Source organism: Methanosphaera sp. WGK6, assembly GCF_001729965.1.
Lineage (GTDB): Archaea > Methanobacteriota > Methanobacteria > Methanobacteriales > Methanobacteriaceae > Methanosphaera.
Map to the genome: position 1 here is coordinate 1 of NZ_JRWK01000017.1, position 17982 is coordinate 17982.

Below are 17982 nucleotides of genomic sequence, written 5' to 3' on the forward strand. Positions count from 1 at the left end.
CATTGTCATAATGAATTTTAAGTATTATTAGATATAGATATATTATCAAAACATATAAGCTACAGGGTAGTTTGTAAAAATGGAGTTGTATTTTTTTCATGTCTGATTTAGATACTATAAAAGAAAACATAACAAGTGATAACCACGAAATTAGATTAGAAGCTTGTAAGGAACTAATTGAATATCCTGACGATGCTATTGATATTTTAATAGGAAGGTATACTGATAAAAATCCTCTTGTAAGATTCCAAGCAGCAAAAACTTTATCTGAAATTGGTGAATCATCTATTAAACCAGTTATAAGAGCATTAAATACTGATAATACTATGGTTCAAAAATATGCTATATTAACATTAAAAGATATTGGTGATGATACAGTAGCAAAAGAACTTATCACAGCATTAAAATCAGATGATTTTGCTATTCGTAAATTTTCTGCAAAAGCATTGGGTGAAATGGAAGTAAAAACTGCAGTAGATCCTATAATTGAATTATTAGTTGATGATGATTGGGGTGTAAGAACATCTGCAGCTAAAGCATTAGGTGATATTGGTGATAAAAAAGCAATAGATCCTATTAAAAAAGCTAGAAGGGCTGCAACAGGTGATAAAGAATTTAAAAAAGTAGCAAATAAAGCACTTAAAAAAATAGATCCTAAACCTAAAAAGAAAAAAGCTAAAAAGTAAATATAATTGAAAATAGGTTATAAATTTATAAATTAAAAAGATATCATCGTATATTTCTATTTTCTTCCTTTTTTTAATATAAATTCTATTTTAATTTCCTATTTTCTATTTAAATAGTTAATTTACTCTTTTTGTACAGTATCATAAATATCATTTCTTTTATTTTTTAATATAGGGATTTGTGAGCGTACTGATGTAATATGTTCTGATTTAAGATTTGCATATAGTATTGCTTCTTTTTCTGTAGCTTTTGCAACTATTTTACCCCATGGATCTACAATCATGGAATGACCCCATGCAACATAATAAGGGTTTTCTATCTGACTGGGGGATGTTGCAAGAACATAAGATTGTGTATCAATAGCCCGTGCTCTAATTAATGTTTCCCAGTGAAGAGGACCTGTTGTTTTATTGAATGCACCTGGTAATAATATGATATCTGTCTGGTTCTTACTCATTAATGTCCATAATTCTGGAAAACGAATATCATAACATATTGCAAGAGATATTTTACCTAAATCAGTTTTAATTGTTGTAACAGAGTTTCCTGGAGTTAATGTGTCTGATTCAGTAAATTTAATAGTATTAGTATCAATATCAAACATGTGCATTTTTCTATGTTTTCCTATTATTTTTCCTTTAGGATTTATAAGATATGCAGTGTTATATATGTTGGTTTCTTCTTTTTCAGGTATTGAGCCACATTGTAAGTAAATATTTTCTTCTTTAGCTATATCTTGCATGGCATTTAATGTAATACTATTTTCTTCAAATTCAGCATATTCAATGAATTTATCATTAGTATATGGTGTATTAAACATTTCAGGTAAAGTAACCATTTTAACATTATGTGATGTAGCTTTTTTAATAAAATTACATGCATGTTCAATATTTACTTTTTTATTATCAACTACATTCATCTGACAACTTGCTATTTTAAAATCTTTCACATGAATCATATCCTAGTTATAGTTATTAATTATATATTGATTTTAAAATATAATATTAATAATGATATGGGGTGGAGTATGTTTGAAGTAGAAATAGACCGCAGTACTTGCAAAGGGTGTGGAGCATGTACAAAAACATCACAAATATTATATATTGATGAAGAAAATCTTGTTTGTATGAATGGTGGTATGATTGATAATAATCTAATATGTGGATTTATAAGAAGTATATATGACATAGAAATTTCGGCGAGTATTTGTCCAATGAATTGTTTTAAAATTTATGATGATGATACGGGTGAAGAAATAGAAATAGAAAGACATTCAAATATATAAAGTAGGTGGTAATATGTTAGATTTGTTTCCAGAAGAAGATATAAGCACATGGAAGTTATTTATATCATACCCTGAAGATAATAAAGAGTACAATACATTTCTGTCTCGTTTAGATTCTGCTACAGAAGCTTTTAGATGGAGTGATGTTACAGATATAAGTAATAATTTTCCACAAGCTATTGATAGTTGTGATGCTTTAATTGTTTTATCAGGATTATGGTCAAAAAATAAAGAATTAATAAATAAACATATAAATTATGCTCAAACATTCAGAAAACCTATAATAATAATTAGACCTTATGGTGCAGAAGAAATACCTGTTGAGTTAGCTGATATTGCAACAAAAGTGGTTGGATGGAATACTGCTTGTATTGTGGATGCAATATTATTAAGTATTAATGGGGATGATTATGAATTTTTAATGTAAATTCATATAATTATTTTTTTTATCTCAAAAGAATGAATCTAATGTGGATGCTTTTTGTTTTAATAAGTCTAGGGGTGGGTTCATACTTATAAATTCCATTTGTAATGATTCTAGAAGTTCACGGGCATTATCTGTAATATCTGGTGCTACAATAATTCCTCTTACAAATTCTTTATTGTCTTTAAAACAATCAATATATCCTTTTAGTTGTTTAACTGCATTTGTTCCAGCTTTTCTACTTTTAAATTCAAGTATCATTAATTTTTCATCAATGTCAGTTCCCATTAAATCGATAAATCCATTTTCTGTCTGATATTCTCTACGTGTTGGTCTAAATCCTTTTTCTATAAGTTCCGGTTTTTCCCATGCTAAATCAACCATATGTTTCTCATAGCCTCTTATTTCAAGGTTTTTAGTATCTAAGCAATTATAGTATGTAATGTTGTATATTGTGTCTAAGAATACTTTAATTTCTTCAGTAGGTTTTGTTTTTTTACTAATTAACATCACATGGTTGTCTTCTAGTTTTACTTTATTTTTACATCCTGGAGCTTGCCAGTTAACTGGGTCTAAGTTTAATTCTTGATGTATTACAAATGTACCATCTTTTTTAATTAATATCAATCGATCCCCTATGTCTAATCTGCTGCGAGCTCTACCTTCATATTCTACATGACATTCTGCTAGGACAATAATCATGGCTTTTTTATCAAATCCTTCTTGTAATAAAGTATATGCGTCATTGTTTTCTGGATTTTCTATTGTTTTGAATTTAATTATAATCCCTTCTTCTTTTATTCTGAATTTATTTATTTTTTAATAAAATATTTAAATTAATATTTATTATATTATATATTATAGTATATTAAAGAAAGTGATGGGTATTTCTTTTTAACATTGTTATGTTATAATTATGATTAAAACATTATTTTTCAATAGGTGGATTTAAAATGACTTCTTTTAATGTTCTAGGAAAATTTAGAATTATAATAGCAGTAATTCTTGCTTTAATAATCGCACGTTTAGGTATAAGTTATCTAATAATATTACTTGCAATAGGAATAATACTTAGTATATTAAACAGTAAAATGGAAGCAGTAATAACAGGGGTATTATATGCAATTGTAAGCTACATATTATCCTATCCTGCAGGATTATTCTTAGCAGATTACATGCCAACAACAAATGTTACAATAGAAACAAGTGCAACAACAGTAGGTATAAATTTAATGATGGGAGCAATAATACCTACAATAATAGCAATTATCTTATGTGGAATAGGAGCACTAATAGGTTCTACATTAGTTGATTTAATTCATAAAAATAATAATTCAGAAAATAAACAAAAATCTATTAAAGAAGAACATCATTATGAAGTTATAGAAGGCTTCAAAAGAAGTAGAGAAGAAAATAAACGAAATAAAAAACAAAAACGTGAAATAATCTATCAAACACCTATTCAAAAATCTAAAATAAGACAACAAAAACAAAATAATGAAAAAGGTGATTAAATGACTGATGTAATAATAGTAGGAGCAGGAACGGGAGGATTAAGTGTAGCTAGGGAATTATCCAAAAATTCTGAAGTAAATATTACAATAATAGAAAAAGGTCCGTTAGATGATGCAGAAAATTCATATAAATATTATGATGCATGGGATAAAACTGAATTAGAATTAATAAAAACAACAGTAGTTGGAGGTTCTTCAGTAGTTATTGCTGGAAACTATGTACCCTCATTAGTTGAAGAATTAAAAGAATTTGATATTGACATAACTCCACAAATAGATCAACTCAAAGAAGAAATAGGAATTCAAACAATGCCTGATTCTCATGTAGGTAAAGTAAATAACCTTCTAGATGATGCTGCAAAAGAATTAGGATTAGAAATGCAACCAATGCCTAAAGGAATAGATCCAACAAAATGTAAACAATGTGGAAAATGTGCATGGGGATGTCCACATGGTGCAAAATGGAGTTCATTAGAAGATCTTAAGGTAGCACAAGAAAATGGGGCAAAACTCATAACAGAAGAAGGAGTTTCTAGTTTAATAATAGAAAATAATAAAATAAAAGGTGTTAACACAGATAAAGGTAATACGTATCTAGCAGATGTAGTAGTACTTGCAGCTGGTGGAATGATAACACCTAAATTACTTAGAACTGCTGGGATAAATGCAGGAGAAACATTTGCAGTAGATCCATTTGTAACAATAGGTGGATATTATAAAGATGCAAAACAAGATAAGGAAATACAAATGAATAAATTCATAAAATTACCACACATTGTGCTAGCATCACATACAAGTCAATATCTATTACCAAAAATACAAGAAACACATCCTGATGCAACAGCAGATGATATAATTAGTTTCATGGTAAAAGTTCCAGATAATATTAAAGGAAAAGTCCATGGTAATGAAGTAAGTAAATTTATTGACCATGAAGATGCATCTCTAATAGCAAGAGGTTGTGGAATAGCTTCAACAATACTTGTAAAAGCAGGTGCAGATATTGAAAGTATCTCTTCAACTCATATACGTGGAGCACACTTAATCTGTTCTGCAAGAATAGGTGATATTGTAGATAGTAATTTAGAAACAGAAATTGAAAATCTATATGTTGGAGATGGATGTGTACTTCCTGAAGCACCAGGATTGCCTCCAATATATACAATATTAGCATTATCTAGAAGATTAGGTCAACATCTTGCTGAGACTTTATAATATTAAATAAGTCTCTTCTTTCTTTTTTTTAAACTTAATTTTTTATCAAATAATTTAAAACTAGTTTTATATATAAATGGGGGTTAGAAGAATAAACACATGTTTATTCTAAGTCAATTCTTGTAATTGTTTCATATATTTTTTCTAATGCGCTTTTTTGGTCAATATCTTCAATTATTTTATTAACTAAATCTAAATCTGCATGAGTTTCTGGATATTTAGGTACTGCACCACAGCCACTATCTGGGATAATAGATACTTCATAACTGCCCATTTTTTTACCAATAGCTTCAATTTCAATCTTATCTAAACTGATTAATGGACTAAATATTGGCATTCTACAATGGTATCGTGCAGCTTCAATATTATTTAATGTTTGTGAAGCTACTTGTCCTATACTACTTCCATCAACAACTGCATTTGCACCTTCTTGTTTTGCAAGATGTGCTGCTGATTGATACATTCCACTTTTACATAATACACAAGTCATACGAGGTGGTGTTTGTCCTTGGATAAATTCGAGATATTGTCCAAGTTTTATGGTATATAATCTTACTTCAGAACCTAAAGAATATCTTTCTAAATTCTTTGCTTGTTTTTTTACTTTTTCAATAGTTCCCGTTGTAAATGGATAATTATCACAGTGTAATAATGTTATAGCACAACCTCTTTTTAACATGTTATATGCTGCTACAGGTGAATCAATTCCTCCTGAAATTAAACATACAACTCTTCCTTGAGAACCTACTGGTAAACCGCCAAGTCCTGGAATTTTTTCAGTATAAATATATGTTCTATTTTTTCTTACTTCCACATATAATGTAAAATCAGGATTAGATAAATTTACTTTAGCTTTTGTTAATTTAACAACAACTGATCCACAATAACCTGCCATTTCCTGACTAGAAAAGTCATGTTCTCCAACACGTCTACATTTAACAGCAAATGAATCTTTTTCTGGATTAAATTTATTTTCATCAATTACTTGTTTAATAACAGTTTCTATTAATTCACTTATTTTTTCTTTATCTGTCTCTGTTTCACTAATAGGACTATATGAAACTATTCCAAATACTCTGTTTAAAACATCTTCTACTTTTTCATTAGTTTCATCAGTAATTAATGTCATACGACCTTGATCGTTTTCAAAGTCACAGTTTAATTCAGTTTGTATGTTGTTTATTAATTTATTTTCAAATTTACGTCTAATTTTTGGACTTTTAATTCCAATTTCTCCATATCTTACAAAATATTTCATTAAACTCCCTCATATTATAATTCAGTTATTAGTTTAGCTAAATGTTCTAAATTTCTTATTTCATGAACTTGTGCGCCAGCATTTTGGTAGTCACGCACACAACTTGTAGGTGTTGTCCATCTCTTTTTCTTTTCAGGATTGAGTATGATGACTTTTGCACTTTTTTGTACTATGTCTCGAAGTATTGTTGCACTTTCTAGTATACCCTCTTCTCGTTTTCCTTTCCAGTCTCTACAATCAGTTAATATAATTACTATACTTCTATGATTAAGTGGTGCCATGTCACGGAATTCTTTGAATGATTGTGCCATGTCTGATTGGCCGTGTATCATTCCTCGTCTCATTCTTTGTGCAGCTATACTTGTAAATGATTCTGTATATGATTCACTATTTAATGATTCTGTTGTGTCAATTACTTCACTATCAAATTCATAGCTGTATATTTTATCGAATGATTTTTGACAACCATATATTATTGAAAAGAACCAGCTACTTATCCAATCACAAGATCCACTAACATCACTTAGAAATATATGTTTATTTTTATGTAATCTTGGTTTGGATGTGTGTATTTGTATTAATTTTCCACCATTCTTTAGATTGCTTCTTATGGTTCTTTGCATATCTATGTTGGTTGTATTCATACGTTTACGTCTTTTCGATCTTTGATTTGCTATTTTATCGCCTAGTTTACGACATAAATCAAGTATTCTTTCATCAAATGTGTTGATATTACTTATATCTGTTTTCAATAAGTCTTTTTCATGAATTCTATTTTGTTGTAGTAGTTCTGGGTTAAAATCAGGGGGAATTTGTGCTTCAATAGGTAAGTCACTTTCCACACCTTCTGGCATACCCATAATGTCTTCACGTTCAATACTTGGATCATCTTTAGAATTGTCGTATTGATGTTCTATTCTGTCTGGTTTTGTTTCATCTGTAATATTTGTGAATAATTCATCGAATATTTTGTTAAATTTTTTATCATCATGGTGATCTTTAATGTATACACTTTTCAGAGCAGTTTTCATTTCTCGTATATTGTTTGTACTTTTCATCAGGTCCCATACATTACAAGCTGTTTGTGTACTACGTATACTTACTGGTACTCCGTTATCTCGTAGTTGATTTGATAAAGCAATTATTCTTTTATTAACCATATTATACATTTTCCCTGCTTATATGTTATATTAATATATGGTACTTGTAATATTTTTATTCTACTTTAACAATGTTATATTTTTATTTCTTAGTAAATAATATTTACTCTAAAAATCTATATGTTATAAACTTAAAATATAATATTAACAAAATAATTTTAATTTAAACTCTAATAGGTAAGATAGGTTATCATATGAAACGAATAGTATTATCAGGAACAGGAAGTGGAGTAGGTAAAACAACTATAGCCACAGGGATTATGAAAGCATTATCTAAAAATTATAAAATACAATCATTCAAAGTAGGTCCCGATTATATAGATCCATCATATCATAATTGTGCAACAGGAGTACCTTCTAGAAATCTAGATTCATTCTTCATGTCTGAAGGACAAATAAGACAATCATTTAAAAATGGAATGATTCATTCAAAAGCAAATTATGGGATAATAGAAGGTGTAAGAGGATTATATGAAGGGATAAGTCCGGTTAATGATATTGGAAGTACAGCATCAATAGCAAAAGCATTAAATGCACCAGTTATTCTAATTATAAATAGTAGAAGTCTTGTACGAAGTGCAGCTGCAATGACACTTGGATTTAAAGCATTAGATCCTAAAATAAAAATAGATGGTGTTATATTAAACAATGTAAAAAGTCAAAAACACTATTTAAAAACAAAAGAAGCAGTAGAAACACTAGCAAAAACTCCAGTACTTGGAGGAATAATAAGAGATAATACTATAGCAATGGAACAAAGACATTTAGGATTAATACCAGCAGTAGAAGAAGAAAGAATTAAAGGATTAATTGAAAAATGGGGTGAATTAATCCAAGAAAATATTGATTTAGACATGCTTAAAAATATAATGGATAATTCTGATTCAATACATGATAATTATGAACCAATATGGAATCCAAATAAAACAATACAAAAAACAAAAATTGGAATTCCATATGATGAAGCATTTAATTTTTATTACCAGGAAAATATAGAAGCATTAGAATATAATAATGCAAAAATAGAATACTTCAGCCCAATACATGATGAAACAATACCTGATGTAGATGCATTATATCTAGGGGGAGGATATCCCGAAATATTTAAAAAAGAATTATCTAAAAATACATCAATGCTCAAATCAGTAAAACAATTTTCACAAGATAATCATCCAATATATGCTGAATGTGGCGGATTGATGTATCTATGTAAATCTATTGATAACTTACCTATGGTGGATGTATTCTCCTATAAATCACAACTTACAAAAAAAGTTCAAGGACTAAGTTACACAATAGCTCAAGTTGAACAAAATAATCCTATATTAAAAAAGGGAACACAATATCATGGACATGAATTCCACTATTCAAAAGTAGAATACACAGGTTCTAATAAAAATGATTTTGCATTTAAAATGAAAAGAGGTGTAGGAATTACAGGTAAATATGATGGATTACTAAAAAATAATACTGTTGCAAGTTATATACATACACATAGTGCATGTTTACCTGATTTTGCATATAATTTCACACAAGCAGCATTAGAAAATAAATAAATAGGAAAAAAGTTAGTAAGGGATAGTATGGTAGTTAAAATAGGAATAATAAAAACAGGAACAATAGGAACATCTTCATTAATAGAATTAATACTTGATGAAAGGGCAGATCGTGAAGATATTGATGTTAGAATAGTGAGTTCTGGAGCAAAAATGAGTAAACAACAAATAGAAGAAGTCACATTTAAGATAAATGATTTTAATCCAGATATAATTATATTCATAAGTCCAAATCCAAATGCAAAACAACCAAAAAATGCAAGAAAAATACTAACTGAATTAGAAATTCCTACAATAATTATTGGAGATAAACCAGGGGAAGTTGCAATACCTGAAATTAAAGAACAGAAATTTGGTTATATTATAATACAAGCAGATCCAATGATTGGTGCAAGAAGAGAATTCTTAGATCCTACAGAAATGGTTTTATTCAATGCAGATGTATTAAAAGTATTGGCAGTAACAGGGGTATTTAGATTAATTCATAAAACTTTAGATAATGTGATAGATGATATTAAAAATAATGAACCAATACATCTACCAGAACTTTTAGTAACTGAGAAGGAAGCAGTTGATACTGCTGGATTTAAAAATCCCTATGCAAAGAGTAAAGCAATAGCAGCATATAATATAACAAAACAAGTAGCTCAGATGAATATAAACGCATGTTTCAAAGTAAAAGAATCAGATGAATATATACCAATTGTAGCAGCAGCACATGAAATGATGTCTTCAGCAGCAAAATTAGCTGATGAAGCAAGAATGATAGAAAAAACTAATGATTCTGTCTTAAGAACTCCTCATAGAAGGGATGGTTCTACATTAAGTAAGACTTCCTTAATGGATAATTTCAGATAAAAAAATTATCAATTCATTTCTATTTTTTTATAAAAAAAGTTGAAGTAAAAGGGTATTAACTAATTTTTTTATAATTTTCCCTTAGTACTTAGTAATTGGTCATGAGTAATTTTTGTAGCACTATTTAATGCACGGGCTAATGATTTAAATATTGCTTCACAAATATGATGGTCATTTTCACCTTCACATTTAATATTTATATTCATTAAACTAGTGTTAGCAAATGATTCAAAGAAATGTTTAATATTCTGTGAATTAACATCACCGATATATTGGTACTCAAAGTCTGCTTTAAATACAGTGTAATTTCGACCACTTATATCTACAGCAACAGTAGCTAAAGATTCATCCATTGGAACTATACTATAACCCATACGATTTATTCCTACTTTATTACCTAAAGCTTCTTTAAAACATTCACCAAGTAATAATCCAGTATCTTCTATAGTATGATGATCATCTACTTCAATATCACCAATAACTTTAACATCTAAATCAAAAAAGCCATGTTTACTAAATGATGTTAACATATGGTCAAAGAATTTAAGGCCAGTATCTATATTACTTCTTCCATTTCCATCAATATTTAATGTTATTTCTATGTCAGTTTCATTTGTTTTTCTACTTAATGTGACAATTCTATCATCTGTCATAAATACCCTCTCCTTGTTTTTAATCCTGATTATATATTAAGTCATGTTTTTCTATAAAATTTACTATTTTATTGACAGGTTGTCTTAAAAATTTAACCCTATTTAGATATTCCGTGAAGAATTTTAAATCATTACTTGATAGTACTTTAAAGAATATTAAACAAATAATGTATAATATTATTCCAATAACACCACCTATAATAGAACCTATGATAGTTTTAGGAATTAACATACAAGCACATGTTAAAAGGACATTACTAAGTATAATCAATAGAATATTTTTCCAAGGAAGCACTATTTTCGTACTTCTAACTACAATAAACATTATTACAATCATTAATATACATGTAGTTATAGTAGTAGCTATAGCAGCACCTAAAATACCAATATTTTTAACAAATAATACATTTAACACAACATTTAACACAGTACCTATTAATAATATATACATTGGAATACGAGGATTTCCTGTTCCTTGTAAAATACTACTACAAATCATATAAATACTATAAAATGACATTCCAATAACTAAAATGCTTAAAACACCTGAACCTGCAATATATGTACTTCCAAATAATATAGTAATTATAGGACTACTAAATATACTAATCAACACACATAATGGAAGAACAATTAAAATACAATATCTCAAACAATCAACAACATATTGCTGTAATAATTCATGATTTTTCAAAGCATAAGCCTCTGAGGTAGCAGGTAATAATACTGTTGATATAGATAATGAAATGACTAAAGGGATTCTAGCAATAGGATCTGCAGAATTATAATATCCTACATCACTAGATAACATAAATATTCCAATTATTATTGTACCAATATCATAAATTGCCATTTCAGATAATGCAGTTATTGTTACAGGAATAGCAAAACAAATAAGCATCCATAAAAGATTAAGTTCTTCTTTTAAAGATAACTTTAAACTATCTTCGGATTCAAAAAGTGGAGTTATATACTTTTTATATAAATATACTGCAGTAATTGCTGATATAATAAATCCAAATGCTCCTCCAAGAACGGCTCCTGTAGCATAAAGTCCACATGATACAAAAATACATGCAAAAACAATAGTGGCTACTTGCTCCGCAAGTCTATTATAAACAGTATATTCATTCTTATAAACTCCTTGATAAGCACCTCTCATAGCACCTACAACTACACTAAATGGTGTTATAAGACTAACTGCACGTAGTGGCCATACAACTAGGGGTTTATGGAATATTGTATTAGCAATAAAGTCTGATGAAAATAATAATATAATACTTAGTAAAATTGTCATAAATACCATATATTTGGTAGCAGTTAAGATAATTTGTTTTATAATTGCTTTTTCATCTTTGGCATTATATTCAGCTACGTATTTGGAAATTGCGGGTGGAAGTCCACCTGCAGATAATATCTGGAAGATTCCTTGAAATGGTAGTGTTAATCCATACAATCCATATCCTTCAGGACCAAGCATTCTACTCATTAATAATCTATTAATATATCCTCCTACTCTAAATAATAGATTACCTATTAGTAAAATAAAACTATTCTTCATTACTTTATTATCAGACATTCTTTTCACATAACATTATTTAATTTATTTAATAAAATGTTTATATCACTTTAATAAATATATAAGTATATACTTTAGTATTTATATTATACTTATTAACTTTTTATGGTAGATTTATATGGATTATAGAAAACTAGATATTTTTTCACCAATGATTGTTGTTTTATTGGTTGTAGTTTATTTGATTTTTTCATTCATTGCATTTGAATATCATTTAAAAGAATTAGTGGGTATAAATATTAATACAATAGGAATTATAATTTTAGGATTAATATTTTATGTTTTAGGACTTTATATTAGTAGATATATGCTTAAAAATAAAAATTTAGTTGTAAACACTGATAAGTTAGATAAAATAACATCTAAACGTTTCATATTAACTTTAGTTATATTGGGTATTATATTACAAATAATAAACATGATTTATCTTGGTGGAATTCCATTATTTAGTGGATATTTAAAGGCACATGCAGCTACACGCATATGGTTATTGTCCTATTTACTATTCTTACCTTCAATCAATATCTTATTAGCTAAATATAATGATAAAAAGTATTACTTGTTATTTATAATAGGATTGTTATTATTTATATGTACTGGATACAGGACTACTGTAATGGCAATAGTAATAAGTGTATTAATAACATTATATTATACACGTGATATTCCACAAAAATATTTAATGTTGTCAATAGCAGGTATTTTCATATTATTATTAATTGTAGGGTATGTCGCAGTTAAATCAATTGAATGGCAAACATGGACATTAAACCCACTTGAACTGTTATTCTATCGTGCAGGATATACATTACAAGTATTAGATCATGCAGTAGCTTTACAAGGAAGTACTCATGGTCAATTACTATATAATACTTTAATGGGATTCTTCAAATCAACAGATCCTCGTGTTATAGTAGGTTCAACCACTCTAGGTTATGCTCATTCAACAACATCAATGATATTTGGTCCAGCATTACTTGACTTTGGATTATATGCAATGTTAATTCAAATGTTACTAATAGGAGTTATAATGGGCATAATGTATCATATTCAAAAAACATTTAACACAATATTCGTAGCACTTTATGCTATGTTACTTGCTCATGTAATTATATGGATAGAAACAGGACCTACTGATTTAGTAGTGCTATTATTTTTTATAATAGCTATATTGATTATGATATGTACAATAAGAAATAATAAAGGAGGACAATAATTGAACATTGCATTAGTAGCAGAAACAGCTCCTGCAAAAACATTAATTCCTATTATTGAGAAATTAGATGATAATATATTGTCTTTAACTCATAGTGAAGGAGCAATGAAATTATTAACTCCATACAGCACTGAAATAAAATCTATTGGTGAAAGTAGAAGAAACACAATTACAAAAAGAAGTAATTTTACAATAGGTAGACTTGTATTAGAAGATTCATATAGAACATATAAAGCATTGAAAAATAATAATATTGATTTAGTATTAACTTGTGGAAATGCAGGTGATGTTCGTAAAGGAATTTTAGCAGCTAAAAAACTAAATATATCCAAAATACACATGGAACAAGATATTTATAATCCTATTGAAATGATAGCATACGCTGATTTAATAACAGTGCCTAGTCAGTCTGCTAAGAAAAAACTAAAAAAAATGTATGGAATTACAAATACATTTAATATAAAAGGTTATCCTCAAGCAGAATATGTTAGTAGACAGGTATTAAAAGATCCAGAGGTATTGTATAATCATTATGGAGTTGATGATTTTTATCTTCTATTTTTAGGTGGAGATACAAGAGTATCAGATATTCCAGATATAATTCAAGAAATTCAAAAACTAAATAAAATCATATTAATAATTCCTTATAGGTTTGAAGCAACATATGTTTCTAGATTCGTAACTAGAAAAGGAGTATATATTATTGATGGCTATGTTGATTTAATTAGTCTTATGAATGCTTCACAGGGAATTATATATTGTGCAGGGATGGGTGTTACAATAGAAGCAGGAGCATTATCAGTTCCAGCAGTAAAGTTATTAGGATTTCACACTGAACATGCAAGTAATGATTTAGCAAAAAATTTAGGAATACATGTGGTTTCAGCTTATGATATAAAAAATGCTGTGGAAAACATGAAAAAACCAAGAGGGTCACGTTTAATAAAAAATGGGTGTAAAGCTAGTCTTAAAGTAGCAGAATTAACTAAAGAGTTGCACATGTTTGACCAAACTAATGGTGGAAGAAGTAGTATGAAAAAAATATGGAATCAAAGAAAAAAGTATAGATGATTCCTTATTAATTTATTTTGTAAATCCAACAACTAATGTTCCTAAATTAACTTTTTTTTCTAAATTGAAACATTTTTTTATATAAACATCTGATTCAAGTGAAGGTAATCCTACTTTTAAACTACATACTAAATTTTTCAGGTGTTTATTACTAATAAAGTATGGTGATGCACTAGATACAATAAAATATTGTTTTTCACCAGTGTTTGCTAAATCATCATATCTTACAAAATTATCTGATAGAAATTGAACTGAAGGATTTTTATGTAATTCTTTTAATTCCTCTTTATCATATATTTCTTCACCAATTAAAATGCCTGAATCACTAATTAGATTTAATGTTGGTTTTATAGATAAATCCATGAAAACTTCTTTATCAATATCTCTTATTATTACTATTGTTTCTTTTTCTTCAAAAGCTTCTTCCAATCCTTTATTTATCACTGGAATACTTTCTTGAAGTCTTTCTTTTTCTAAACTCATTATCTTTTTTTGCATATTTTGAGATATGAGTTCTGCACGAACGATATTTTCTTCTTTTCGTATCATGTCAAGAATTTCATAATTGCCTGACATATTATTCACCTTATTAATTAAATTCCAAATTCAATTAACTAATAATATATCAGTTGTTATTAAAAATAATTTGTATAATTTTAAAAAAAATTTTAATAATTTTCTATAATTTGGTGATAAAAAATAAAAATAGATAATTATCTGTTAAATCCAATAAGATAGGGGATATATGATTTATTATCATCTATTTTAAACCATTCTCTAATGAGTTTATGATTATCTGAAGAAGGTAGTGCAACAATTAAATCATCATCATATTCGTCTAAATTCATTGTAATGTAATTAATTGATGTTCCTGGAATTATAAAAAACTTTTTTTCATTGGGTTTATTTAGTTTAGTGTAAATTATAAAATTATCTGATATAAATTCAATATCAGCTTCTTTTTTTAGTAATTTAAGTTCATTTTCACTATTTACTTCTTTTCCTATAATTTTCTTGGATTCATTAACTAGAATTTTCTGAGGTTTATATTCTTTATTTTCAGGAGAGATTGCATCATCTTTAATTACAATTATTGTTTCGTCTTTTTTTAGAGCTTCATCTAGTCCTACATTTATTAAAGGTGGAACATCATTCAAGTGTTTCATTTCTATTTGAATAACTTCTTTTTTCATTTCATCAGACATTATTTCTGCTCGAACAATGCTCTTTTCATTTCGAAGATGGTCTAGTAGTATATACTCCTTATTCATGTCTCTCACCAATAGGAACTTAAATTTTATTCTCTCAATAATTCTAATTTATATTATATGTAATTGTTTGAAAGAAGTAGTTTATATAATAATATTAAAGATGTTGATTATTTTAAAAAAAGAAAAGGGGATTATAATGCGATAGGTCCATTACTTGGGTCAGAACCATATAATATATCACAAATTTCATATAATTGATCTATACCTCTAACTTCATGTGCTTGTAGAGGTATTTCAGCAATAATTTGTCCTTCAAAAGTAGCTCTAATTGTATCTAGACGTTTTTCTTGGATTTTACGTCTTGCTTTACAGAATTCACAATGATTATTATCAGGTTGAATTTTGTTCACAATTATACCATCAGTAGTTATATTTGATTTATTCAATGCTTCAATAGCTCTACTTGACTCAATAATAGACATTTCTTCAGGAATTAACACACTTTTAAATGTGGTTCTTGATGAATCAGTAAGTATTTCTCTTGCTTGGATAACTTCTTTCTTCATTTCTTCAAGTTCTGCCATATTTTCTAAGTCATCATCATCTGAACCCATGAATGGAATGATATTTTTAAGTTTTTTAGCTGCAGCACCTAATGTTTTTCTAGTTTTTATTAATTTTCCCACCCATGAATCCATCATTTCTGGGAAAGAAAGTAATCTTAGTGTATGTCCTGTAGGTGCAGTATCAAATATAATTACATCATATTCATCATTATTCATGTATTGCATGAATTTATCAAATGAGGCTATTTCATCAATACCTGGAGAAGAACTCATAGCATCCATTTGTTCTGTAAACATACCTAAAGCATCATTATATTTTTGTTGAATTTGCATTCTTGTCTTATATTCTTCCATTGCACGATCAGGGTCAATTTCAATTGCTTCTAAATTATGTGTTATTGGTGTAGGAACATGTTTAATTAGTCTATCAAATGAATCACCAAGTGAATGAGCAGGATCTGTTGAAATAATCAATGTTTTTTTATTCATACGTGCACACCAAAGAGCGGTAGCAGCAGAGACTGTTGTTTTTCCAACTCCTCCTTTTCCTCCTATAAAAATAAATGTTGTTTTCTTTTTATTGAATGTAACTAAATCTGTAAATGCCAAATTTGTTCCTCCTTTCTTTTTAAATTAGATGTGGTTATTATATAATTTTCTTATTTAAATTTTTATTATTTAATAATACTTATGAATTATCTTTAAATATATATACTTTATTTGAATTTTTCATTAATTTTATAATATATAAAATAAATATTAATCATTATATCACGTTTTTTATAAACTGGAAGTAAAATTATGATTGAATTACCTTATTTTAATGTAAATGAATTTATAGAAAGAGCTTGCGATTTTATAAGAGAAACAGTAGAACTTTCAAATTCTAAAGGAGTTGTTGTAGGATTAAGTGGTGGGATTGATTCATCTGTTGTTGCTTGTTTAGCTGTTAAAGCATTAGGTGCTTCAAATGTTCGGGGATATATTATGCCTACAGAAACAACATCTGATCAAGACTTGTATGATGCAGAATTAATTAAAGATGAATTAGATATTGAATCTGAATTTATAGCAATTGGAGAAATTCATAAGCAATTTTTAAAAACATGTAATTCTGAGAATATGGTTTCAGAAAATAATACATTAGCATCTGCTAATCTAAAACCTAGGATAAGAATGAGTATTTTATATTATTATGCAACATTACATAATTCTTTAGTTATTGGTACAGGAAATAAAACTGAAATCCAAATAGGTTATTTCACAAAATATGGGGATGGTGGTGTTGATTTTGAACCAATTGGTGATTTATACAAAGAAGATGTTAAAAAAGTTGCAGTTGCATTAGGAGTACCGAGTTCAATTATTCAAAAATCCCCTACTGCTGGTTTATGGTCTGGACAAACAGATGAAGAAGAGTTAGGTATTACATATAATCTTCTTGATAGAATATTGTATTTATATCTGGAAAAGCAATATGATTTCGAATCTATTGCAGATGAATTAGAAATCCCTTATAATGAAGTAGAACGTATTATTAATATGGTAAATAATGCAGAACATAAAAGAAAAACAGTACCTATATTAAGTAAATATTGTGATGAATAATAAAATAATCACTTCCATTTACTCTTTTTTTAAATAAACTATTATTTTTACATAAATTTTTTTTTCTATAAACTAAAGTTTCAAGATATATTATCCTAAATTTAAAATAATGTAAACTATA

General features: G+C 27.8%; 19 protein-coding genes. 10 read left to right on the top strand and 9 right to left on the bottom strand.

The window, feature by feature from the left end:
• Positions 1-98: 98 nt before the first annotated feature.
• Positions 99-686 (top strand): HEAT repeat domain-containing protein, encoded by a 588-nt coding sequence (locus tag NL43_RS07450; protein ID WP_069593426.1) that lies wholly within the window; start codon positions 99-101, stop codon positions 684-686.
• Between the two features lie 122 nt (positions 687-808).
• Here NL43_RS07450 and NL43_RS07455 read toward each other — a convergent pair whose 3' ends face one another.
• Positions 809-1636: a carbon-nitrogen hydrolase family protein gene (locus NL43_RS07455; protein ID WP_241776242.1), complete on the bottom strand. Its 828-nt coding sequence runs from the start codon at positions 1634-1636 to the stop codon at positions 809-811.
• 78 nt (positions 1637-1714) lie between these two features.
• Here NL43_RS07455 and NL43_RS07460 point away from each other — a divergent pair, with 78 nt between their 5' ends.
• Positions 1715-1972 carry a hypothetical protein gene (locus tag NL43_RS07460; protein WP_069593428.1) on the top strand — a complete coding sequence of 86 codons (258 nt, stop codon included), beginning with the start codon at positions 1715-1717 and terminating at the stop codon, positions 1970-1972.
• A gap of 13 nt (positions 1973-1985) precedes the next feature.
• Positions 1986-2399, top strand: coding sequence for a TIR domain-containing protein (locus tag NL43_RS07465; protein WP_084790464.1), 414 nt, complete (start codon positions 1986-1988; stop codon positions 2397-2399).
• A 24-nt stretch (positions 2400-2423) separates the two neighbouring features.
• Here NL43_RS07465 and nucS read toward each other — a convergent pair whose 3' ends face one another.
• The gene (gene nucS / locus NL43_RS07470; protein WP_371325649.1) at positions 2424-3212 is read right to left on the bottom strand and encodes an endonuclease NucS; all 789 of its coding nucleotides are present in this window, start codon (positions 3210-3212) and stop codon (positions 2424-2426) included.
• Positions 3213-3349: 137 nt separating this feature from the next.
• Here nucS and NL43_RS07475 point away from each other — a divergent pair, with 137 nt between their 5' ends.
• Both NL43_RS07475 and NL43_RS07480 read left to right on the top strand, forming a co-directional pair.
• Complete coding sequence (locus NL43_RS07475; protein WP_069593430.1) at positions 3350-3910, top strand: hypothetical protein; 561 nt, start codon at positions 3350-3352, stop codon at positions 3908-3910.
• The gene (locus NL43_RS07480) at positions 3911-5125 is read left to right on the top strand and encodes a GMC family oxidoreductase N-terminal domain-containing protein (RefSeq protein ID WP_069593431.1); all 1215 of its coding nucleotides are present in this window, start codon (positions 3911-3913) and stop codon (positions 5123-5125) included.
• Positions 5126-5228: 103 nt separating this feature from the next.
• Here NL43_RS07480 and thiI read toward each other — a convergent pair whose 3' ends face one another.
• Positions 5229-6383: a tRNA uracil 4-sulfurtransferase ThiI gene (thiI, locus tag NL43_RS07485; RefSeq protein WP_069593432.1), complete on the bottom strand. Its 1155-nt coding sequence runs from the start codon at positions 6381-6383 to the stop codon at positions 5229-5231.
• Positions 6384-6397: 14 nt separating this feature from the next.
• Positions 6398-7543 carry a VWA domain-containing protein gene (locus tag NL43_RS07490; RefSeq protein WP_069593433.1) on the bottom strand — a complete coding sequence of 382 codons (1146 nt, stop codon included), beginning with the start codon at positions 7541-7543 and terminating at the stop codon, positions 6398-6400.
• A 194-nt stretch (positions 7544-7737) separates the two neighbouring features.
• Here NL43_RS07490 and cfbB point away from each other — a divergent pair, with 194 nt between their 5' ends.
• Both cfbB and NL43_RS07500 read left to right on the top strand, forming a co-directional pair.
• Positions 7738-9099 (top strand): Ni-sirohydrochlorin a,c-diamide synthase, encoded by a 1362-nt coding sequence (gene cfbB / locus NL43_RS07495; protein WP_069593434.1) that lies wholly within the window; start codon positions 7738-7740, stop codon positions 9097-9099.
• Positions 9100-9126: 27 nt separating this feature from the next.
• A complete protein-coding gene (locus NL43_RS07500) occupies positions 9127-9957 on the top strand; it encodes a F420-dependent methylenetetrahydromethanopterin dehydrogenase (protein ID WP_069593435.1) in 831 nt (276 codons plus the stop codon).
• A gap of 68 nt (positions 9958-10025) precedes the next feature.
• Here the strand turns inward: NL43_RS07500 and hisB are convergent, their stop codons facing one another.
• On the bottom strand, positions 10026-10610 hold the full coding sequence (hisB, locus tag NL43_RS07505) for an imidazoleglycerol-phosphate dehydratase HisB (protein WP_069593436.1): 585 nt from the start codon (positions 10608-10610) through the stop codon (positions 10026-10028).
• A 19-nt stretch (positions 10611-10629) separates the two neighbouring features.
• Positions 10630-12189, bottom strand: coding sequence for a flippase (locus NL43_RS07510; protein WP_069593437.1), 1560 nt, complete (start codon positions 12187-12189; stop codon positions 10630-10632).
• Positions 12190-12307: 118 nt separating this feature from the next.
• Here NL43_RS07510 and NL43_RS07515 point away from each other — a divergent pair, with 118 nt between their 5' ends.
• A complete protein-coding gene (locus tag NL43_RS07515) occupies positions 12308-13405 on the top strand; it encodes an oligosaccharide repeat unit polymerase family protein (protein ID WP_069593438.1) in 1098 nt (365 codons plus the stop codon).
• Positions 13406-14476, top strand: a complete 1071-nt coding sequence (locus NL43_RS07520) for a hypothetical protein (protein ID WP_069593439.1) — start codon at positions 13406-13408, stop codon at positions 14474-14476. It abuts the gene before it with no gap.
• 12 nt (positions 14477-14488) lie between these two features.
• Here the strand turns inward: NL43_RS07520 and NL43_RS07525 are convergent, their stop codons facing one another.
• From NL43_RS07525 to NL43_RS07535, 3 genes are all read right to left on the bottom strand, one after another.
• Positions 14489-15052 carry a hypothetical protein gene (locus tag NL43_RS07525; RefSeq protein ID WP_069593440.1) on the bottom strand — a complete coding sequence of 188 codons (564 nt, stop codon included), beginning with the start codon at positions 15050-15052 and terminating at the stop codon, positions 14489-14491.
• 137 nt (positions 15053-15189) lie between these two features.
• Positions 15190-15747, bottom strand: coding sequence for a hypothetical protein (locus NL43_RS07530; RefSeq protein WP_069593441.1), 558 nt, complete (start codon positions 15745-15747; stop codon positions 15190-15192).
• 131 nt (positions 15748-15878) lie between these two features.
• A complete protein-coding gene (locus NL43_RS07535; RefSeq protein ID WP_069593442.1) occupies positions 15879-16862 on the bottom strand; it encodes a TRC40/GET3/ArsA family transport-energizing ATPase in 984 nt (327 codons plus the stop codon).
• Positions 16863-17054: 192 nt separating this feature from the next.
• Here NL43_RS07535 and NL43_RS07540 point away from each other — a divergent pair, with 192 nt between their 5' ends.
• Positions 17055-17861, top strand: coding sequence for an NAD+ synthase (locus NL43_RS07540; protein ID WP_069593443.1), 807 nt, complete (start codon positions 17055-17057; stop codon positions 17859-17861).
• Positions 17862-17982 lie beyond the last annotated feature (121 nt).